Annotated in this window: 17 protein-coding genes and 1 pseudogene; 10 read left to right on the top strand and 8 right to left on the bottom strand. The window is 72.5% G+C overall.

Annotated elements, in window-relative coordinates:
* Positions 1-6: 6 nt before the first annotated feature.
* The 5 genes and pseudogenes from ACIQZO_RS10925 to ACIQZO_RS10905 form a co-directional block, all read right to left on the bottom strand.
* The gene (locus ACIQZO_RS10925; protein ID WP_403623306.1) at positions 7-237 is read right to left on the bottom strand and encodes a hypothetical protein; all 231 of its coding nucleotides are present in this window, start codon (positions 235-237) and stop codon (positions 7-9) included.
* Positions 234-1,214: a hypothetical protein gene (locus ACIQZO_RS10920; protein ID WP_403623303.1), complete on the bottom strand. Its 981-nt coding sequence runs from the start codon at positions 1,212-1,214 to the stop codon at positions 234-236. The genes ACIQZO_RS10925 and ACIQZO_RS10920 overlap by 4 nt, the downstream gene beginning before the upstream one ends.
* Positions 1,199-2,557: a hypothetical protein gene (locus ACIQZO_RS10915; protein ID WP_403623300.1), complete on the bottom strand. Its 1,359-nt coding sequence runs from the start codon at positions 2,555-2,557 to the stop codon at positions 1,199-1,201. The genes ACIQZO_RS10920 and ACIQZO_RS10915 overlap by 16 nt, the downstream gene beginning before the upstream one ends.
* Positions 2,554-2,886 carry a CU044_2847 family protein gene (locus ACIQZO_RS10910; protein ID WP_403623297.1) on the bottom strand — a complete coding sequence of 111 codons (333 nt, stop codon included), beginning with the start codon at positions 2,884-2,886 and terminating at the stop codon, positions 2,554-2,556. The genes ACIQZO_RS10915 and ACIQZO_RS10910 overlap by 4 nt, the downstream gene beginning before the upstream one ends.
* A 294-nt stretch (positions 2,887-3,180) precedes the next feature.
* A pseudogene (locus ACIQZO_RS10905) lies at positions 3,181-3,914 on the bottom strand (penicillin acylase family protein); the annotation flags it as partial.
* 239 nt (positions 3,915-4,153) lie between these two features.
* Here ACIQZO_RS10905 and ACIQZO_RS10900 point away from each other — a divergent pair.
* Entirely contained in the window at positions 4,154-5,686 is a 1,533-nt protein-coding gene (locus tag ACIQZO_RS10900) for a fatty acyl-CoA synthetase (protein WP_403623295.1), read from the top strand.
* Positions 5,687-5,791: 105 nt separating this feature from the next.
* On the opposite strand, the gene ACIQZO_RS10895 is transcribed toward ACIQZO_RS10900, so the two are convergent.
* Both ACIQZO_RS10895 and paaK read right to left on the bottom strand, forming a co-directional pair.
* The gene (locus tag ACIQZO_RS10895; protein ID WP_403623407.1) at positions 5,792-6,559 is read right to left on the bottom strand and encodes a YhjD/YihY/BrkB family envelope integrity protein; all 768 of its coding nucleotides are present in this window, start codon (positions 6,557-6,559) and stop codon (positions 5,792-5,794) included.
* 168 nt (positions 6,560-6,727) lie between these two features.
* On the bottom strand, positions 6,728-8,029 hold the full coding sequence (gene paaK / locus ACIQZO_RS10890; protein ID WP_403623292.1) for a phenylacetate--CoA ligase PaaK: 1,302 nt from the start codon (positions 8,027-8,029) through the stop codon (positions 6,728-6,730).
* A 399-nt stretch (positions 8,030-8,428) separates the two neighbouring features.
* Between paaK and ACIQZO_RS10885 the strand changes: the two genes are divergently transcribed.
* Positions 8,429-8,827: a hypothetical protein gene (locus tag ACIQZO_RS10885; RefSeq protein WP_403623290.1), complete on the top strand. Its 399-nt coding sequence runs from the start codon at positions 8,429-8,431 to the stop codon at positions 8,825-8,827.
* A gap of 73 nt (positions 8,828-8,900) precedes the next feature.
* On the opposite strand, the gene ACIQZO_RS10880 is transcribed toward ACIQZO_RS10885, so the two are convergent.
* Positions 8,901-10,529 (bottom strand): acyl-CoA synthetase, encoded by a 1,629-nt coding sequence (locus ACIQZO_RS10880; protein WP_403623287.1) that lies wholly within the window; start codon positions 10,527-10,529, stop codon positions 8,901-8,903.
* A 198-nt stretch (positions 10,530-10,727) separates the two neighbouring features.
* Here ACIQZO_RS10880 and ACIQZO_RS10875 point away from each other — a divergent pair, with 198 nt between their 5' ends.
* From ACIQZO_RS10875 to ACIQZO_RS10840, 8 genes are all read left to right on the top strand, one after another.
* Positions 10,728-11,528, top strand: coding sequence for a crotonase/enoyl-CoA hydratase family protein (locus ACIQZO_RS10875; protein WP_403623284.1), 801 nt, complete (start codon positions 10,728-10,730; stop codon positions 11,526-11,528).
* 272 nt (positions 11,529-11,800) lie between these two features.
* Positions 11,801-12,769: a Zn-ribbon domain-containing OB-fold protein gene (locus ACIQZO_RS10870; RefSeq protein ID WP_403623281.1), complete on the top strand. Its 969-nt coding sequence runs from the start codon at positions 11,801-11,803 to the stop codon at positions 12,767-12,769.
* Positions 12,769-13,827, top strand: coding sequence for a thiolase domain-containing protein (locus ACIQZO_RS10865; protein ID WP_403623278.1), 1,059 nt, complete (start codon positions 12,769-12,771; stop codon positions 13,825-13,827). The genes ACIQZO_RS10870 and ACIQZO_RS10865 overlap by 1 nt, the downstream gene beginning before the upstream one ends.
* On the top strand, positions 13,824-14,990 hold the full coding sequence (locus tag ACIQZO_RS10860; RefSeq protein ID WP_403623275.1) for a thiolase domain-containing protein: 1,167 nt from the start codon (positions 13,824-13,826) through the stop codon (positions 14,988-14,990). Before ACIQZO_RS10865 ends, ACIQZO_RS10860 begins: the two co-directional genes overlap by 4 nt.
* Before the next feature lie 145 nt (positions 14,991-15,135).
* Positions 15,136-15,363, top strand: coding sequence for a DUF397 domain-containing protein (locus ACIQZO_RS10855; RefSeq protein ID WP_403623404.1), 228 nt, complete (start codon positions 15,136-15,138; stop codon positions 15,361-15,363).
* Between the two features lie 134 nt (positions 15,364-15,497).
* Positions 15,498-15,956 (top strand): hypothetical protein, encoded by a 459-nt coding sequence (locus tag ACIQZO_RS10850; RefSeq protein ID WP_403623272.1) that lies wholly within the window; start codon positions 15,498-15,500, stop codon positions 15,954-15,956.
* A 133-nt stretch (positions 15,957-16,089) separates the two neighbouring features.
* Entirely contained in the window at positions 16,090-16,497 is a 408-nt protein-coding gene (locus ACIQZO_RS10845; RefSeq protein WP_403623269.1) for an ACT domain-containing protein, read from the top strand.
* 103 nt (positions 16,498-16,600) lie between these two features.
* Positions 16,601-19,468: an ATP-binding protein gene (locus ACIQZO_RS10840; protein WP_403623266.1), complete on the top strand. Its 2,868-nt coding sequence runs from the start codon at positions 16,601-16,603 to the stop codon at positions 19,466-19,468.
* Position 19,469: the final 1 nt, after the last annotated feature.

Raw genomic sequence — 19,469 nt, 5'->3', positions numbered from 1 at the left:
TCCCCGCTACCGCTGAGACGGGTGCCCGGACCCGCGGCGCCTGACACCGCACCGTGCTGCGTGAGCGAGGGGTACCTCTGCGGCCTTGGTGCCCAGGTGGTGTCCGAGCGCCCGGTAGGCGTCGAACTGAGCGTGGTCAAACCACTGGTCGAAGGTGGCCTGGCGGGGGAAGGCCTTCTCCCGGAGGGCGTAACTGAGCAGCTCGTACGGCATGTCAGGGGTCAGCCCGGCCTTCACGTAGATGATCTGCCCCTTGTGTCTGCCGGTGCGTCGGGCGAGAACTGGACCGGTTCCGGGTACTCGATCGTGCCGCGCACCAAGCAGTTGGCGGAGAACCGGGCGTTCAGAGAGGCCATCGGCGCCTCGGGCGCGAGCGGTTTCGCGCTGCCGGGCACCAGGTTCAGCAGGTTCTGCCCCTTGTCGTCGAAGGTGATGGTCACTCCGAGGTCCTCGTAGGCGAGTGTGATCGCCTGCGCGAGGGTGGTCGCCAGCGGCGGTGAGTCCCCCGAAGCGTCGATGACATAGACGGTCCGGCAGCGGAGCCGGAGCATCTCGACCAGACCGAGATTGTCGAAGTGCCCGCCGTCGGTGCACAGCAGTAGGGGAGTGGTGTCCGAGTACCGGCCCACCAGCTCCTGCAGTTGGTACCGCAGCCGCCGTACCCGCGGCATGATCCGGTTGGGCCCGTACGTCGCCAGTTCCGCGAGGTACAGGGGGTTGGGCACCCAGGTGCCGAGCCGCACGTTGGACAGCGCGAGCAGCCGCTCCATGAACATCGTCTGTGAGCCCATCGCGGAGGCGAAGGCCGCTCCCGACACGGCGACGGCGGACTGTACGGTCAGGTCGCGCCCGATCAGCGCGGGGGCCGTCTTCTGCAGGGTGCCGGTACGGACCCAGCCCGTGTCGGGTCCGCCACAGTAGTCGGAGGCGAAGGTGAAAGGCACGGCGGGCCGGCCGGGCGCGGTGCGGTTGCGCAGCGAGACGGCCGCGGAGGCGGCGAGGATGACTTGAGGAAAGCCCTCCACCCGCTGTGCGTAGGGGTTCAGCGGGGTCGGCTCGGCGTTGTAGTCGTACGGCAGGGCACCGACCGAGCCGTCCTTCAACACCGGGCGGCGCACGGCGAAGGCGCCCGCCAACCGCTGTCGGTAGAAGGGATGCAGGCTGAAGGTGGTCTGGTCGATGACGAGGGTCAGCACGATCAGGGCGATCGGCACCCCCCCCACTTCCACCCCGCGTGCCAGCTGCCCGCGTAGACGGCGGCCCAGGACATCAGGGCGAGGCCGAAGAACGCGACCAGGAGCAGCACCAGCCGGCACACCACGGCTTTCACCCAGCTGCCGCCGACCTGCGTGACGAGGGATGTGCCGCCCCTGGCGAACGGGCCTGCCTGCTCACCGTCCGGCTTCAGCTTCTTCACCGTCTTGTGGACCGCGGTGAACCACGTACCCGCAGCGGTCGCCGCCGCCGTGATCGCGCCGAGTAAGGCGACTCCCGCCCCGCTGTCGTCCCAATATCCCCCCTTGCCGGCTTTGTGGGCCAGAGAGGCGAAGAACCAGATCACCGAAGGAAGGACGACCGCGTACACGGCCACCGCCAGTGCGAGGCCGGTGAGCGTGTTCACCGTGCTGCGCAGCCATGCGGGGCGGGACTTGCCGCTGCCGGCCCGCGTGAAGGCGTACCCGACGGACACCAGACCGGCCAGGCCGAACAGGGCGAGGACGGGGTGCCAGACGTTCGGGTACAGATCAAGGGACGAGTCGAACACCTCCGCCTCCGCTGCGAGGGGGCGGAGTTCGGTCAGTGGAACGTACGAGTAGAACTGGTGCAGGGACTGACCTGCCACGGTGAAGACCAGCGCCAGCATGCCGAAGGAGACAGCCATCCCCCGCAGCACCGCCCCCGCGGCGTTCAGCTTCTCCTTGGGCGCGTCCGCCAGGTACTTTGCGTGCCGGCGGATGTGGTCCTCCTCCGGGCTGCCCGGCGCGAACACATCCGCGGGCTTCGCGAGACCGGGCCGCGCCGAAGGGCTCCCGTCCGGGGCGCGGAGCCGGGCATCGGTCAGTGCCAGTTGGAAGGCCCCGGCGGTGTACCCGCCGCCGGACACCGACACCAGATATGCCGCCTTGAGCAGTTGCCCGCGCAGTGCCTGCAGTGCGCCGAGGGTGACCGATGCCGACCGGATGCCGCCGCCGGAGACACAGAAGCCGAGCTCTGCGGGCTGCCGACCAGGCGGCTGGTACGCGCGGGTACGCCAGCGGGTCACCGCGCTGTCCTTCGGGTTCTGGGCCTCGGTCTGGTCTGGTTGCGCCGGGCCGGGGGCGGTCCACTCGGTCCGGGGCTCCCAGTCGTGGGGCGCGGCAGGCGGGAGGATCACGTCCGGGTCGCTCCACTGGCTCTCCGTGCCGCCGACGAGCCTGTGGGCGTGGGCCACGACGGGTCGGGGTCGGTCCTCCCGCGCACTGCGCACGAGGGAGGGGTCCAGTACCCGGCGGCAGCAGAGGGTGACGACGATCAGGACGGCCGCTGCCACCAGCGGGACGACAAGCGCCCATTTCATCTGGGCGAAATAGGTCGCCCGCTGCCCTTCCACGCCATGGTCACCGTCAGATGGCAGCCTGCGCCGGTCTTGGCGATCACGGCCCCGGCGGCGACCGAGAGGTCGATGCCGAACTGGACGGTGATGTCGTCGGGGCGGGCTTTGCGTAGCTGTTCGAGGGCCACGCGCGCTGCTTCCGTGACCGGGCCGAGCGCCTCCTGCAGCGTTTCCGGGAGGTCATGGATGGCCTCGCTGATACGGCCGGCCTTCACGGGCCCCTCGGTCGTGGCCGGAGCCTCGACCAGGACGTAGCCCCCGCCTTCCAGCGGGATCCGAGCGAGAGGTGCCACGACTCCTCCTCCGTCCGTCCTGCACGGCGACGACCCCGTCCGGGCCTGCCAACCCGGATCTCGGCCAGCGTTGCAGGGTCGGGGGCCCGTCGCATGGCACAGGGGGCCGTCCGCGTGAGGACCGGTGCCCACCGGCAGCCGTCGCACCGGGCGTCGCGGCCTGACAGCCTGATGCCAGGGCGGCCCCGTCGCCGGCGCTGATCGGCCGGGACTTCACCGCCAACGCTGTCGTGAGCCCACCCGGCGCCACCTCAGCCGCTCGAGTGGTCAGGCACACAGGTGCGGCGCTGCCCAGTCGGCGTAGGGGGCGTTCCGCAGCGTCGGCGCCTTCCCCGGGCCGAGGACGCCCGGCTGCACCGCGTCCGGATCCGGACGATCGCGCACTCCTCGCGCGAGCCGTCCAGTACCGCCAGCCCCGAGGTCGGGTAGGTGGCCCGGCCCGGCGGCGTGGAGCAGCGGGCCGCCAGGTCGTCGGTGATGCGGGGGAGCACCTGGGTCTGGGTGAAGAGGGTGCCGCCCGCGGAGTCGGCGGCCACCGTGTTGACCCGGGGCAGGCCCTGGGTGCGCTTCAGCGCGTCCTGGATCCCGGCCACCGAACGGGCCTTACCCATCGCGAGGGCGGTGTCGGAGCCGCGCAGGTTCGCCGCGTTCGGGTCGTTCAGCGCGTACGCCGTCCGAGCGGTCCAGGGCAGGGGCAGGCCCGCGCCGAGGTCCGAGACCACGGGTCCGTAGCGGGACCACCGCTGGGTACGGGTGACCGGGGCGCCGCCCGACACCGGGACGGTGACAGTGCGCCGGGTCATCCTCTCCGGCTTGCCGTCGACCAGGTAGGCGGTCGGGTCGGCCGGGTCGAGGGCGAGCTGGTGCAGGTTCACCGGGGTACCGGTGGCCACGGTGTGGCTCGAGGCCACCTTCTCGTTGAAGCCGATGTTGACCACGGCGGTGCCGAGGAGGGAGGCGCCCGAGACGTTCAGCTCGCCCGGGATGGTCTGCTGGAACTGCCAGAATCGGCGTCCGCCCTGCCACGGGCGGCATCGCCGCCGTCGCGGCGAGCAGAGCGGCGCCGGTGAGGGCGACGCGGCGGAGTGGCGGACGAGTACTGAGGTGCAACGGTCCTCCCAAGTGGCCTGTGGATGGGCGTGGTTACCCGTTGGGCAGGCGGTGCGTCCGTGCCCCCATGCTCATGCAGGCGGTCCGATGATCTGTCAACATCCCGTTTGGTATCCGGTTATTGACCTTGGGTGTGCGGGAGGACGAGGATCGCGCCATGACGGCAGACCGGGCGGTGCGGGCAGGGCGAGCGGTACGGGACAACACGGTCGACGGGCTGGTGCGCGACAGCGCGCGGCGGGTGCCCGACCGGCCCGCCGTCCGCTACCGCGAACGGAGCTGGACGTACGCGGAGCTCGACGCGGCCGTCACCACCGGCGCCGCCGTGCTGCGGGAGCGGTACGGGCTGGCCGTCGGGGACCGGGTCGCCACCTTCGCCCACAACTCGGACGCCTACCTCCTCGCCTACCTCGCCTGCGCCCGCGCCGGGCTCACCCACGTCCCGGTCAACCAGAACCTCACCGGCGACGACCTCGCGTACATCCTGGACAACTCCGCCAGCGCCCTGGTCCTCGCCGACCCGGACCTGGCCGGGCGGATCCCCGAGGGATACCGGGTACGGGCGCTGCGCGACGCCCCTGACTCCTTCCTCGCGGAGCTGGCCGAGCCGTTGCTCTTCGAGGCCGGTCGGGACCCCGGCGCGCTGGCCCAGCTCCTCTACACCTCGGGGACCACCGCCCTGCCCAAGGGCGCGATGATGACCCACCGGGCACTCGTGCACGAGTACGAGAGCGCGATCGAAGCACTGGACCTGTCCGAGGACGACCGGCCCGTGCACTCGCTGCCCCTGTACCACTCGGCGCAGATGCACGTGTTCCTGCTGCCCTACCTGGCGGTGGGAGCCCGGAACACCATCGTGGACGCGCCGGTCGCGGAGCGGATCTTCGACCTCGTCGAGGCCGGGCAGGCCGACAGCCTCTTCGCGCCGCCGACGGTGTGGATTGCCCTGGCCAATCACCCGGAGTTCGCGGAGCGCGAGCTGGGCGCGCTGCGGAAGGCGTACTACGGCGCCTCGATCATGCCCGTCCCGGTGCTGGAACGCCTGCGCGAGCGGCTGCCGGGGCTCGGTTTCTACAACTGCTTCGGCCAGAGCGAGATCGGACCGCTCGCCACGGTGCTCGGGCCGCTGGAGCACGAGGGGCGGCTGGACTCCTGCGGGCGGCCGGTGCGCCACGTCGAGGCGAAGGTCGTCGACGAGGACGGCAAGGACGTGCCGGACGGGACGGCCGGCGAGGTGGTCTACCGCTCGCCGCAGCTCTGCCTGGGGTACTGGAACGACCCGGTGGCCACGGAGCAGGCCTTCCGGGACGGTTGGTTCCGCTCGGGCGACCTGGCGGTGCGCGACGCGCAGGGGTACTTCACGGTCGTGGACCGGGTGAAGGACGTCATCAACTCGGGCGGGGTGCTGGTTGCCTCACGGCAGGTGGAGGACGTGCTCTACACCCATCCGGGCGTGGCCGAGGCGGCGGTGGTGGGGCTGCCCGACGAGCGCTGGATCGAGGCGGTCACGGCGGTGGTGGTACCGCGCGGGGAGGTGACGGAGGCGGAGCTGATGGCTTACGCGCGGGAGAAGCTCGCCCATTTCAAGGCCCCGAAGCGGGTGCTCTTCGTGGACGCCCTCCCGCGCAACGCCAGCGGCAAGATCCTCAAGCGGGAGCTCCGCGACCGCTTCGCGGAGCCCGGCCGCTGAAGCCCCCGCCGCTGAAGCCTCCGCCGCGGACGCCCCGCCCCTGACGCCCGGCCGGGAAGCCCTGGTCGGGGGTTCCGGGCGGGCTACCGGTCCCGGTCGGCGCCGTCACGGATGGTGGGCGGCGGGGTCCTCGGGAGGGTGGAGCCCCCTGCGCCGCAAGCGGCGCAGGGTGAGGTGCTCGTGCACGAGCCGGCCGACGAGCGCGCCGCCGTAGACCACGAAGCCGACGCCGACCAGCCAGGACTGCACGACCAGCAGGGTGCCGAAGGGGCCGTAGATCACCGCGTTGGACGCGATGAGGGGGGAGAAGACCAGCTGCGAGAAGATCCGTAGCCCCAGCAGCCCGAGGCTGGTCGCCACCGCTCCCGGCACCAGGGCGCGCCAGCGGACCCGGCCCCCGAGCAGCAGGCGCTGCGAGCCGACGAAGAACAGGCAGGTGCCGACGAGGTCGCCCAGCGCGCCGAGGATGGTGCCGATGACGTTGTCGGAGGGCGCGGGGATCCCCACGAGCAGGGCGAGGTAGCAGACCAGCAGGGCGAGCCAGACGACGTGCCGCCACATGGTGTGCCAGCGCATGGTCGGCAGGTCCCAGACCTTTTCGTAGCCTGTCTGGACGGCCGACCCGAAGGTCAGGCCGAACACGGCGAGGGCGGCCAGACCGAAAGCGGTGGTCCGCTCGAGGGCCAGGTCCGCCGCACCGAACAGCATCTCGACCCGGACCCGCGAGGCCGCCGTCACGCCGAGGGCCTGGCCGAGCCACCGGCCGAAGCCCGAGCCGCTGCCGGGCGCGGCGGCCGCGACCACCACGAGCAGCGGCACCAGGGTGAGGAAGCCGAGGGCCGCGAAGCCCATCGCCCGGTGCATCAGCTCCATCTCCCGGCCGCGGCTCCAGGCCAGCCCGATCTGGGAGCCCTGGAGCCGGTCGTAGAGCTGGCGGACGCTGGAGATCACACCCCATGCCCTACCCGCGAGTGCCGCCCCGCTCCCGGGAGCCACCCCGAAATGGCCCCGAAGGGGTGGTTTCGACTGCCCGGACCGGCGCTACCCGGCGCTGCGGAGGTCGACCAGCCTCTTGATCTTCCCCACCGAACGCTCGAGCGTCTCCGGATCGACCACCTCGACCCGGACGGATACCCCGATCCCCTCCTTGACGGCCCGGACCACGGCGGCGGCCGCGTCCTGCCGCCTGTCGGCGTCCATCTCCCGGCGCGCCTCCACCCGTACCGTCAGGGCGTCCATCCGACCCTCCCGGGTCAGCCGCAGCTGGAAGTGGGGCGCCAGGCCGGGCGTCCGCAGCAGGATCTCCTCGATCTGGGTCGGGTACATGTTCACCCCGCGCAGGATGATCATGTCGTCGCTGCGGCCCGTGATCTTCTCCATCCGGCGGAAGGCCGGCCGGGCCGTGCCGGGCCGCAGCCGCGTCAGGTCCCGGGTGCGGTAGCGGATGATCGGCATGGCCTCCTTGGTGAGGGAGGTGAACACCAGCTCGCCCGGTTCGCCGTCCGGGAGCACCGCGCCGGTCAGTGGATCGACCACCTCGGGATAGAAGTGGTCCTCCCAGATGTGGAGGCCGTCCTTGGTCTCCGCGAACTCCTGCGCCACTCCCGGCCCGATGACCTCGGACAGGCCGTAGATGTCCACCGCGTCGATGTCGAGCCGTTCCTCGATCTCCCGGCGCATTTCCTCGGTCCACGGCTCCGCGCCGAAGATCCCCGTCCGCAGCGAGGTGGCGCGCGGGTCCACCCCCTGGCGCTCCATCTCGTCCAGCAGGGTCAGCATGTAGGACGGGGTCACCATGATGACCTCCGGCCGGAAGTCTTCGATGAGCCGCACCTGGCGGTCGGTCATGCCGCCCGACGCGGGCACGACCGTACAGCCCAGGCGCTCGGCGCCGTAGTGCGCGCCCAGGCCGCCCGTGAACAGCCCGTACCCGTAGGCGATGTGGATGATCTGGCCGGGCCGTCCGCCCGCCGCGCGTATGGACCGGGCGACGACATCCGACCAGGTGGCGAGGTCCCGGTCGGTGTACCCGACGACGGTCGGCCGCCCGGTGGTGCCGCTGGAGGCGTGGATGCGGCGCACCTGCGAGCGCGGCACGGCGAACATCCCGAAGGGGTACTGGTCGCGCAGGTCGGCCTTGGTGGTCAGGGGGAACAGGGCGAGGTCGGACAGGGACCGGCAGTCGTCGGGATGCACCCCCGCCTTGTCGAAGGCCTGCCGGTAGAACGGCACCTTCTCGTAGGCACGGTGCAGGGTGGCGCGCAGCCGCGTGAGCTGGAGGGCCGCCAGCTCGTCGCGGCCCAGCCGCTCGCCCTCGTCGTGGAGATCCGCGTACGCCGCCATGCCGTCACCTCATCATGAGAACCGACCGATCATTCGGTAGATTGCCAGGAACCTGCAGGTGAAATCAATGACTCGAACGAGTGATCGTCTCTTGTGTGCCCCGCGAACCGACGTCCGGGCGCCTTCCGATCCTCCTCTCCCCGCACGCCGCGGGCGACTCCGCGGCCACCGCCCGCCGTCCCGGTGGCCGGTGGCCGGTGGCCGATCAAGATCGACGGGATGGCAGACTGGTCGGCCGTACCGCGAACCGGGAGGACGGACATCATCTTGCGACGGATACGGGCGCGCACGGCCCTGGCGTCTCTGGCCCTGGCGGCATTGACGGCGGCGACGGCGACTGCCTGCGCGTATCCGCTGCAGGACCTCGGCCCCCTGCCCCCGCGGTTCTCGGGCCCGCCGATGCCTGCCGACACAGCGGTGGCGGAGATGACGGCGGTGCTGGCGGCGGAGGGGATCGTGGTGGAGCGCGAACCCTCCAACCTCCAAGGCATGTGCTCCGAACGGCTCTCGGGACGGCATGCGCCGGAGACGGTGGAGGCCGCCTTCAAGGCGGCCTTGGCGCGGGCCCGTTCCGAGCACGGCTGGCAGGACGGCCCCAAGTCGGGCGGAGAGTCGCAGACCATCCTCACGAAGGGCAACTGGACGGTCGTGGCCGGCTTCGCGGGCGACCCGGCACCGGGTCTCCAGGCACCGGTCCTCGTGTCGCTGCACTGCGTGGACGCCGGCGAGGGCGCCGCCACCGCCCCGGCGCCCTCCTCTCCTGCCCTCGCACCCGCACCCGCACCCGCGTCGTCCTGAGCGGGCGCCCGGGAGGCGACCCGCACGGCACACCGGCCGGGGCCCTTCCGGCGGGCCCGCGAACATCGCCCGGTCAGGCCGTGTCCGCCTCCGTCGCCACCGCCTTCGCCCAGCGGTAGTCCGCCTTGCCGCTCGGGGAGCGCTGGATGGCGGGCGCGACGACCAGCTGGCGCGGGATCTTGTAGCCCGCCAGCCGGGTCCGGCAGTGGCTCTGGATCTGGTCCAGGGACGGCGCCGGGGCGCCCTCCCGGATCTGGACCACCGCGGCCACATGACTGCCCCAGGTCGGGTCCGGGACCCCGGCGACCAGGGCGTCGTACACATCGGGGTGGGACTTCAGCGCCTGCTCCACCTCCTCCGGGTACACCTTCTCGCCGCCCGTGTTGATGCACTGCGAGCCGCGCCCGAGCACCGTGACGATGCCCTGCTCGTCCACGGTCGCCATGTCGCCGAGGAGCACCCAGCGCTCCGTCCCCTTCCGGAAGAAGGTCTCGGCGGTCTTCGCCGCGTCGTTGTAGTAGCCGAGCGGGACGTGCCCGCGCTGCGCGAGACGACCCGGCACGCCCACCGCCACCGGCTCGTGCGTCGCCGGGTCCACCACCTGCGTACGGTCGTTGACCTCGAGCCGGAAGCCCTTCTCCGGGCCGGAGTCGTCCGTCGCCCGCCCGTTGGACCCGGACTCGGACGACCCGAAGTTGTTCAGGAGCAGCACGTCGGGCACCAGCCGCTGGAACTCGGCGCGCACCGTCTCCGACATGATCGCCCCGGACGAGGAGACGCTGAACAGCGAGGACAGGTCCGTGCCCTTGAGTGGCCCGTTCAGGGCGTCGATCAGCGGCCTCAGCATTGCGTCGCCGACCAGCGACACGCTGGAGACCTTCTCCTTCTCGATGGTGCGGAGCACTTCCTCCGGCGCGTACTTGCGGTGGATGACCACCCGCTGGCCGTAGTTGAAGGCGATGAACGAGGTCAGCGTGGACGTGCCGTGCATCAGCGGAGGAGCCGGAAAGAAGGTGAGCCCGGCGCCGCGGGCCGCGACCCGCTCGGCCAGCTCCTCCGGCCGCTTCACCGGCTCGCCCGACGGCTCGCCGCCGAAGAGCCCGGCGAAGAAGAGGTCCTCGGCCCGCCACATCACGCCCTTGGGCATGCCCGTCGTGCCGCCCGTATAGATGATGAACAGGTCGTCGGGGCTGCGCGACGGGAAGCCGCGGCCGGGCGAGCCGGCCGCCTCGGCCTGCGCGTACGGGACCGGCGCGATCGAGGGCTCCGGGGCGCCGTCGGGAGCCGCCCCGACCCGGATCAGGTGCCGGAGCCTCGTCGTCTGCGGCAGCGCGGCCGCGACCCGCTCGGTGAACTCGCCCTCGAAGACCAGGGCGGCGAGATCGGCGTCGTTGTAGAGGTAGACCAGCTCCTCCTCCACGTAACGGTAGTTGACGTTCACCGGGACCAAACGGGCCTTCAGGCAGGCCAGCACGGTCTGCAGGTACTCGATCCCGTTGTAGAGGTGGAGCCCGAGGTGCTCGCCGGCCTTCAGCCCGCTCTCCAGCAGGTGGTGCGCGATCCGGTTCGCCGCCGTGTCGAGCTCCGCGTACGTCAGGCGGCGCTCGGCGCCCGTCCCGGGGTGGTCCACGTACACAAGGGCCTCGCGGTCCGGGACCACGTCCACGACCGACTCGAACAGGTCGGCAAGGTTGTACTCCACCGTTCCTCCTGACCCCGAATGTTCCCGATGTTCCCGACGACTGGCCCTGTGGCCGGCCTGCTCCGGCGGTCATTAGAGCGCCGGATACGGCAACTGGGAAGGCCGCTGTCCAAGAAATCTGACTGTGTGTCAGAATGCTATTGAACTGCACCCTCCCCTACTGCAACCTGTTCTAGGTCTTGAGACGGGAGGACGGCAATGGGTGGGACAGAACACCTGACCGTGGATCGGCACGGCGCCACGCTGGTGCTCACCATGAACAGGCCCGAGGCGAAGAACGCGCTCTCGCTGCCGCTGCTGGTGGGGCTGTACGACGGCTGGCTGGAGGCGGACGCCGATGAAGGGATCCGCTCCGTCGTCCTGACCGGCGCGGGCGGGGACTTCTGCGCCGGAATGGACCTCAAGGCCCTGGCCGGCAAAGGAATGGCGGGCGATCAGTACCGGGACCGCCTCAAGGCCGACCCCGACCTGCACTGGAAGGCGATGCTGCGCCACCACCGGCCGCGCAAGCCGGTCATCGCGGCGGTGGAGGGGTACTGCGTGGCGGGCGGGACGGAGATCCTGCAGGGCACGGACATCCGGGTGGCGGCCGAGGGCGCGACCTTCGGGCTGTTCGAGGTCAAGCGCGGGCTCTTCCCCATCGGCGGCTCCACGGTGCGGTTGCCGCGCCAGATCCCGCGGACGCACGCCCTGGAGATGCTGCTGACCGGCCGCCCGTACTCGGCCGCGGAGGCCGAACGGATCGGGCTGGTGGGGCGGGTGGTGCCGGACGGTACGGCGCTGGCGGCGGCGCTGGAGATCGCGGAGCGGATCAACGCGTGCGGGCCGCTGGCGGTGGAGGCGGTCAAGGCGTCGGTCTACGAGACCGCCGAGCTGACGGAGCGGGAGGGGTTGGCGTCGGAACTCCTGCGGGGGTGGCCGATCTTCGACACCGCCGATGCGAAGGAGGGGGCGCGGGCCTTCGCGGAGAAGCGGCCCGCGGTGTATCGGCGCGAGTAGCTGCCGCCTGCCGCCTGTCGCCTGCCGTCCTGTGCCGCGCCGTTGCCGGGGGCGCTGCCCCCGGACCCCCGCGCCTCAAACGCCGGCGGGGCTGGGGGAGTGCGCCTCAAACGCCGGCGGGGTTGGGGGGGGCGCGTGTCAGGCGCCGGCGGGGCTGGGAGTGCGCGTCCCGGCGTCGGCGGGGTTGGGGTGGGTCGCCTCCAGCGCCCGCGGGGCTGAAAGCGGCTCGTACGCACCGTTCGTACCGGAATCGATCACATCGGAGAACCGTCATGACAGCTGCCTCCCCACCGGAGATCCTCCGCGCCCCCCTCATCGTCGAGTTCCCCTTCACCCGGTCCCTCGGGCCCGTTCAGAGCGCCTTCCTCACGGGGCTGCGCGAAGGCCTCGTCCTCGGGGTGAAGACCTCCGACGGCAAGGTGATGGTCCCGCCCGTCGAGTACGACCCCGTCACCGCCGAGGAGATCCGCGAGCTCGTCGAGGTCGGCGCCACCGGGACCGTCACCACCTGGGCGTGGAACGACCGGCCCCGCCCCCAGCAGCCCCTGGACACTCCCTTCGCCTGGGTGCTGGTCACGCTCGACGGAGCGGACACCGCCCTCCTGCACGCCCTCGACGCGCCCGGCCCCGACGCCGTCCGCACCGGGATGCGCGTGCGGGTCCGCTGGGCCGCCGAACGCACCGGCGCCATCACCGACATCGCCTGCTTCGAGCCGTACGACGGCCCCGCGGGCGGGGAAGCCGTCCCGCACGACGGGGATTTCGCCGACGCCGTCACCGGGATCGTCGCCGAGGCCCGCCTCGACTACGTCTACAGCCCCGGCCGCGCCCAGACCGGGTACATCAACGCCCTCTCCGAGCGGCGGACCGTCGGCGAGCGCTGCCCCTCCTGCCACAAGGTGTACGTCCCGCCGCGCGGCGCCTGCCCCACCTGCGGGGTCGCCACCACCGACCGCGTCGAGGTCGGCCCGGCCGGCACGGTCACCACCTACTGCATCGTCAACATCAAGGCTGCGCACACGGCGAATCTCGGCATCGAAGTGCCCTACGTCTACGCCCACATCGCCCTCGACGGCGCGGGCCTCGCCCTCCACGGCCGGATCGGCGGCATCCCCTACGACGAGGTCCGCATGGGCCTGCGCGTCGAGCCCGTGTGGACCGAGGGCGGCCGCTACCCCGACCACTACCGCCCCACCGGCGAACCGGACGCGGACTACGACGTGTACAAGGAGCTCATCTGATGGCCCGATACGCCCGCGAGGTGGCGGTGGTCGCCTTCGCGCAGAGCGACCACCTGCGCCGCACCGACGAGCTCAGCGAAGTCGAGATGGTCATGCCGGTCCTCCACCAGGTGCTGGCCGCCACCGGCCTGAAGGCCGGTGAGATCGGCTTCACCTGCTCCGGCTCCAGCGACTACCTCGCCGGCCGGGCCTTCTCCTTCACCATGACCCTCGACGGGGTCGGCGCCTGGCCGCCGATCTCCGAGTCGCACGTCGAGATGGACGGCGCCTGGGCCCTCTACGAGGCGTGGGTCAAGATCCAGACCGGCGAGGCGGACACCGCGCTCGTCTACTCGTACGGGAAGTCCTCACCGGGGTCGGTGCGCGACGTGCTGACCCGCCAGCTCGACCCGTACTACGTCGCTCCGCTCTGGCCCGACGCGGTGGCTCTTGCCGCCCTCCAGGCCCAGGCCCTGATCGACGCGGGCGAGACCGACGAGAGCGCGCTGGCCGCCGTCGGAGCGCGCAGCCGGGCCGATGCGGAGGGCAACCCGCACGCCCAGCTCCGCGGCCCCGTCCCGCAGGGCGACTACCAGGTCCGGCCGCTGCGCACCGGGGACTGCCCGCCCGTGGGCGACGGCGCGGCCGCCGTGGTCCTGGCCGCCGGCGACCTCGCACGGCAACTGTGCGAGCGCCCCGCCTGGATCACCGGCATCGACCACCGCATCGAGGCCCACAGCCTGGGCCTGCGCGACCTCACCGACTCCCCGTCCACCCGCCTCGCCGCCGAACGCGCGGGGGTCTTCGAGGCTCCGGTCGACACGGCCGAGCTGCACGCGCCGTTCTCCTCCCAGGAGATCGTCCTGCGCAAGGCACTCGGCCTCGCCGACGATGTGGCCGTCAACCCCTCCGGGGGAGCGCTCGCCGCCAACCCGATGATGGCCGCCGGCCTGATACGCATCGGTGAGGCGGCCGCCCGGATCCACCGCGGCGCATCGCACCGGGCCGTCGCCCACGCCACCTCCGGCCCCTGCCTCCAGCAGAACCTGGTCGCCGTCCTGGAAGGGGACGCAAGGTGAGTAAAGAGCCCGTGGCCGTCGTCGGTATCGGCCAGACCAAGCACGTGGCGGCCCGCCGCGACGTGTCCATCGCCGGACTGGTCCGCGAGGCGGCCGCACGCGCCCTCGCGGACGCCGAGCTGACCTGGGCGGACATCGACGCGGTCGTCATCGGCAAGGCCCCCGACTTCTTCGAGGGGGTGATGATGCCCGAGCTGTACCTGGCGGACGCCCTCGGCGCCGTCGGCAAGCCGATGCTGCGCGTGCACACGGCGGGCTCGGTCGGCGGATCCACCGCGCTGGTCGCCTCCAACCTGGTGGCCGCCCGCGTCCACCGCACCGTCCTGACCCTCGCCTTCGAGAAGCAGTCCGAATCCAACGCCATGTGGGGCCTGTCGCTCCCCGTCCCCTTCCAGCAGCCGCTGCTCGCCGGCGCGGGCGGATTCTTCGCCCCGCACGTGCGCGCGTACATGCGGCGCACCGGCGCGCCCGACACCGTGGGCTCGCTGGTCGCGTACAAGGACCGGCGCAACGCGCTGAAGAACCCGTACGCGCACCTGCACGAGCACGACATCACCCTGGAGAAGGTCCAGGCCTCGCCGATGCTCTGGGACCCGATCCGCTACTCGGAGACCTGCCCCTCCTCCGACGGCGCCTGCGCGATGATCCTCACCGACCGGGCGGGCGCGGCCCGTTCGCCGAAACCGGCCGCCTGGGTGCACGGCGGGGCGATGCGCAGCGAGCCCACCCTCTTCGCCGGCAAGGACTTCGTCTCGCCGCAGGCCGGGAAGGACTGCGCGGCCGACGTCTACCGTCAGGCCGGCATCACCGACCCGCGCCGGGAGATCGACGCGGTCGAGATGTACGTGCCGTTCTCCTGGTACGAGCCGATGTGGCTGGAGAACCTCGGCTTCGCGGCGGAGGGCGAGGGCTGGAAGCTCACCGAGGCCGGGGTCACCGAACTCGACGGGGACCTTCCGGTCAACCCGTCGGGCGGCGTGCTGTCCACCAACCCGATCGGCGCCTCCGGCATGATCCGCTTCGCGGAGGCCGCCCTCCAGGTCCGCGGCCAGGCCGGGGAACATCAGGTTCCGGGCGCCCGCCGGGCGCTCGGGCACGCGTACGGCGGCGGCTCGCAGTTCTTCGCGATGTGGCTGGTGGGGGCACAGGAGCCGACCTCCTGAACACAGGCCCGGCCGACGACGGAGGGGCCGGCCGGGGAGCCGGACCGGCCACGGGTGACTCACCGTGGCCTGTCCGGCACCCGCCGCGGTGGTTAACCTTGCCCCCGGACGACGTACCGGGAGGAGCACGCACGTGGCCGAGAGCATGACTTCACAGCCCCTCGCTGGCTGGGGGAAGCCGGACCTCGATCTCACCGAGGCCGAGTGGCAGTCGAGCAGCCGGGGAGTGGGCGACGTCCAGATCGCCTTCGTCGAGGGCTTCATCGCGATGCGCAACAGCGAGCGTCCCGAGAGCCCTTCACTGATCTTCACGCCGGACGAGTGGCACAAGTTCGTACTCAACGCACGGGGCGGTGAGTTCGACCTGACCTGAGGGACCGGCGGGAGCCCCCGCACACGGCGTACCACCGGGCGCGGAGCCGCCGCCCCGGTGGCCGCCGAATCCCTTTGCGCCCCGCGGAGCGCCCGGGCAGGATGAGCCCGTGATGACCATCCGCCGAAAGGGCGATGCCGCGTAGTCGGCCGGGCGCGCTGCGCGCCGCACGAGGAACCCACGCCGGTCGACGGCCACCCGCCTGGGCGCGCGAAGCGCCTCCCACGGACCGGCTGTCGCCCGCCGCCTGTGGGGGAGTCCACTGGACCGCCGGCGCTCGCACCTACCCGCTCGGCGACCTGTTGCGACGCTACCGCGCGTTCCTGCGGAGCCCCGGGTCCCGTCTGCGGCTCACCGCTGCCGTCTGCCCGGCCCCGTACTGCGAACTCGACAACGTCGCCGTGGTCCGCGACGAGCTGGCCGACGCCTACCGGAGCCTGCCGCCCGAGTCCCGGCGCGCACTGGGCCGCGTACTGAGGCTCCTGGACGCGGAGTTCCGCAGGCGCACGGCCCACGACCGGGACGCCTGCGCCACGGACTGGTCGGGAAACCCCCGCCCGTGGTGGCACCGGCGGCTCTACGAGGGCTGGTGAGACGTGCGAAACGTCGACTCCGGGGACCCGGACGCGCTCGTGGCCCTCCTCGACGCCCGCGGTCGTGGCCGGAAAGCGTGGGCGGCTCCCTGGATGAACCGGGCAGAACCGGAAGAATCGGTAGGGTGGTCGCATGAGTGGCGAGCAGGATCTGCGGAGGCTTCTGTGCGGGCTGCGGCCCGAGCTCCACCAGGGGCGATACGTCTTCTGCACCGTCGCCGGCACCGCCGTGCCCGCCGGGACCGCTCCCGTCGCCACCGTCCTCGAGTCCGAGGGCCTCACCCTGGTGCTGCGCCAGGAGGACGCCGACGCGGCCGGCCTCGCCTACGACTACACCGCCGGCTGGATCACCCTGCGGATCCACTCCGCCCTCGACGCCGTCGGGCTCACCGCCGCCTTCGCCGCCGAGCTCGGCGCACACGGTCTGAGCTGCAACGTCATCGCCGGCTACCACCACGATCACCTCTTCGTGGACGCCGACCGGGCCGCCGAGGCAGTGGCCGTTCTCGAGGCCCTCGCCGCCCGCTCCGCACAGGGCTGACACTCCCCGGAAAAGAAGATCGGATTCTTTTCCGCAGTGGCATCCCTTGCGCTGCGCGCCGGGCGTACGCTGAACCCCCGAACAGGCCTGGGGGGTACCAGCCATGACGGACCGCCGGACCCGCACACGGCGCACCATGGTCGAACGCGATGCCGAACTCGCGATCGTCGACGAAGCCCTGGACCAACTCACCGGTCCCGGGCCGGACGCAGGTGGCGCGCTGCTCGCCTTCTCCGGACCCGCCGGACTCGGCAAGACCACCCTGCTCGCCGAACTGCGCCGCCGTGCCCACGCCCGCAACTGCACCGTCCTCGCCGCCCGCGGCGGCGAACAGGAGCAGAGCCAGCCCTTCCACGTCGCCCGCCAGCTCATCCAGCCGCAGCTAGCCGGCACCTCCGAGCAGGAGCTGCGCGCCGCCCTCGGGAGCTGGTACTCCATCGTCGGCCCGGCCCTCGGACTCTGTGCCCCCGAACAGGGCGTCCCGCCCGACCCCCAGGGCCTGCGCGACGGACTCGACTGGGTCCTCACCCACCTCGTCGTCAAGCGCGCCCCCGTCACCCTCGTCCTCGACGACGCCCACTGGGCCGACCCCGAGTCCCTCGGCTGGCTCGCCGCGTTCGCCCCGCGCGCCGAGCACCTCCCGCTGCTCCTCGTCGTCGCCTACCGCCCCGACGAACTGCCCGCGCACGCCGACGCCTTCCGTACGCTGCCGGGCCGCGCGGGCCAGCGCCCCCTGCCGCTGGCCCCGCTCACCCCGGCCGCCGTCGCCACCCTGGTCCGCGAGGCCGTCGGCGCGCACGCCGACGACGCCTTCTGCCAGGAGGCCTGGGCCGTCACCACCGGCAACCCCTTCGAGGCCGTCGAACTCACCGCCAAGGTCCGCGGCAAGGGCATGACCCCGGTCGAGGCGAACGCCCCGCAACTGCACGACCTGGCCGCGGCCCAGCGCGGCAGCGGCCTCGTCGCCCGCCTCGAACGCCTCGGTCCCTCCACCGTCCGCTTCGCCTGGGCCTGCGCCGTCCTCGGCACCGCCATCCCGCAGGACCTCGCCGCCCGGGTCGCCGCCCTCGGTGCCGAGGAGGCCGTGGACGCCACCCGGCGGCTGCGGGACGCCCGCATCCTCTCGGCCGCCACCGCCGAGGAGCCCGACAGCGAGGCCGGGCTGGAGTTCGTCCACCCGCTCATCGCCACCGCCATCTACCGCGCCATCCCCGACGCACTCCGCGTCGCCCTGCACGGCAAGGCCGCGGCGGCCGTCGTCGACGCCGGACTCGGCTCCTCCGCAGCCGCCCGCCACCTGCTGGAGACCCACCCCGAGAGTGACCCCTGGGTGGTACGCACCCTGCGCGAGGCCGCCGGCGAGAACCTCCGGGCCGGCGCCCCCGAAGCCGCCCGCCGCCAGCTCGCCCGCGCCCTGCTGGAACCTCCGGACTTCGACGAACGCGCCGCCGTCCTCTACGAACTGGGCTGCGCCTCCCTGCTCACCGAGCCCGCCAACACCGTCAACCACCTGCGCGCCGCCCTCGCCGAGCCCTCCGACGACCCGGCCCTGCGCCAGGGCATCGTCATCCGGCTCGCCCAGGTCCTCGCGCACAGCGACCGCCTCGCCGAGGCCTCGGAATCGCTCGCGCGGGAAATCCCGTACACCCAGGACGTACGCGCCCGGCTGCGCCTGCAGTCGGAGCAGTTCATGTGGGACGCCTTCAACGCCGCCGAGACCGACTCCCCGGCCCGCTCCCGGCGGCTCACCCGCCTCGCCGACCGGCTGACCGGGCGCGACCTCACCGAGCGGTACATCATCGGGCTGCGCGCCTGGGACGCCTGTCTGCGGGGCGAGCCCGTGGACGTGGTGCTGCACCACGCCGGACGGGTGCTGGCGCAGCCCTTCAGCTGGGCCCACGAGGACCGCGGCTTCGAGGTCCCGGTGCTGGCCGCGATGGTCCACATGTACGCCGACCGGCCCGGACGGGCCGAGGAGCTGTTCGAGACGGGCACCGCCGAGTTCGAGCGGCACGGCTGGCGCGGGGCGCACCTCTCCTTCGCCTACAGCCTCCGGGCCTACGTCCGCTACCGGCGCGGGCGCCTCGCGGAGGCCGAGGAACTGGCGCGCGCCGGACTGCGGCTCGCCGAACGCGTGGGCCGCCGTACCCCCGTGCACTGGTACGCCATAGCCATCCTCCTCACGACCCTGCTCGCGAGAGGCCGGCCCGAGGAGGCCTGGGAGCTGGCACAGGAGCACGAGTACGGCAGCCCCTTCCCGTCGGCCGTCGTCTTCCCCGACTCGCAGACCGTCTACGCCGAACTGCTCCTGTCCCGGGGCCAGGTGCGGGCCGCGATCGCCGAACTGGAGGCGGTCGACCGGCGGCTGACCCCGCGCGGCATCCAGAATCCGGCCTGGTGCCCGTGGCAGCTGCACCTGGCCCGGGCGGTGGCCGCCGACGATCCGCAGCGGGCCCGCGCACTGGCCGACGACGCCGTCCGGCGGGCCCGCGCCTTCGGCGCCGCCTCGAGCATCGGCCAGGCCCTGCGGGTGGCGGCGCAGGTCGCGGAACCCCAGGACCGGGCCGGGCTCCTCCAGGAGGCGGTCACCCTGCTCTCGGCCTCACCGGCGGGCTATGAACTGGCCTGCGCGCTGGCCGCGCTCGGCACCGAGCTGCGGGACGCGGACCTGCTGATGCAGGCCGTCGTGACGGCGCGGGCATGCGGTGCCGACGGGCTGGCCGCGGAGACGACCGCGACCCTGCTGGGACTGGGCGGCGCGCTGCCGTGCGGCCTGGCCTGGGAGGACAGGCTCACGGAGGAGGAGCTCCGGGCCGCGGACCGCGCCGTGCGGGTCGAGAAGGAGCCCGCCCCGGAGACCGTGGTGGTGCACGCGCCGGACTGGGTGCTGTCGGCGGCCTGCCGCAAGCTGGGCACCGACCGGCCCGGGCTCAGGGACGCACTGGAGGCGTTCGCCCGTAGCTCAACGTGAT

Source organism: Streptomyces sp. NPDC097617, assembly GCF_044761485.1.
GTDB lineage: Bacteria > Actinomycetota > Actinomycetes > Streptomycetales > Streptomycetaceae > Streptomyces.
This window is presented reverse-complemented; position numbering and strand designations above follow the sequence as displayed.

Coding starts and splice junctions, on each gene's coding strand:
- ACIQZO_RS10915 (WP_403623300.1), bottom strand. CDS start 2,557: ATGAAATGGGCGCTTGTCGTCCCGCTGGTGGCAGCGGCCGTCCTGATC.
- ACIQZO_RS10900 (WP_403623295.1), top strand. CDS start 4,154: ATGACGGCAGACCGGGCGGTGCGGGCAGGGCGAGCGGTACGGGACAAC.
- ACIQZO_RS10895 (WP_403623407.1), bottom strand. CDS start 6,559: ATGGAGCTGATGCACCGGGCGATGGGCTTCGCGGCCCTCGGCTTCCTC.
- paaK (WP_403623292.1), bottom strand. CDS start 8,029: ATGGCGGCGTACGCGGATCTCCACGACGAGGGCGAGCGGCTGGGCCGC.
- ACIQZO_RS10885 (WP_403623290.1), top strand. CDS start 8,429: ATGCCTGCCGACACAGCGGTGGCGGAGATGACGGCGGTGCTGGCGGCG.
- ACIQZO_RS10875 (WP_403623284.1), top strand. CDS start 10,728: ATGGGTGGGACAGAACACCTGACCGTGGATCGGCACGGCGCCACGCTG.
- ACIQZO_RS10870 (WP_403623281.1), top strand. CDS start 11,801: ATGACAGCTGCCTCCCCACCGGAGATCCTCCGCGCCCCCCTCATCGTC.
- ACIQZO_RS10865 (WP_403623278.1), top strand. CDS start 12,769: ATGGCCCGATACGCCCGCGAGGTGGCGGTGGTCGCCTTCGCGCAGAGC.
- ACIQZO_RS10855 (WP_403623404.1), top strand. CDS start 15,136: ATGACTTCACAGCCCCTCGCTGGCTGGGGGAAGCCGGACCTCGATCTC.
- ACIQZO_RS10850 (WP_403623272.1), top strand. CDS start 15,498: ATGCCGCGTAGTCGGCCGGGCGCGCTGCGCGCCGCACGAGGAACCCAC.
- ACIQZO_RS10845 (WP_403623269.1), top strand. CDS start 16,090: ATGAGTGGCGAGCAGGATCTGCGGAGGCTTCTGTGCGGGCTGCGGCCC.
- ACIQZO_RS10840 (WP_403623266.1), top strand. CDS start 16,601: ATGACGGACCGCCGGACCCGCACACGGCGCACCATGGTCGAACGCGAT.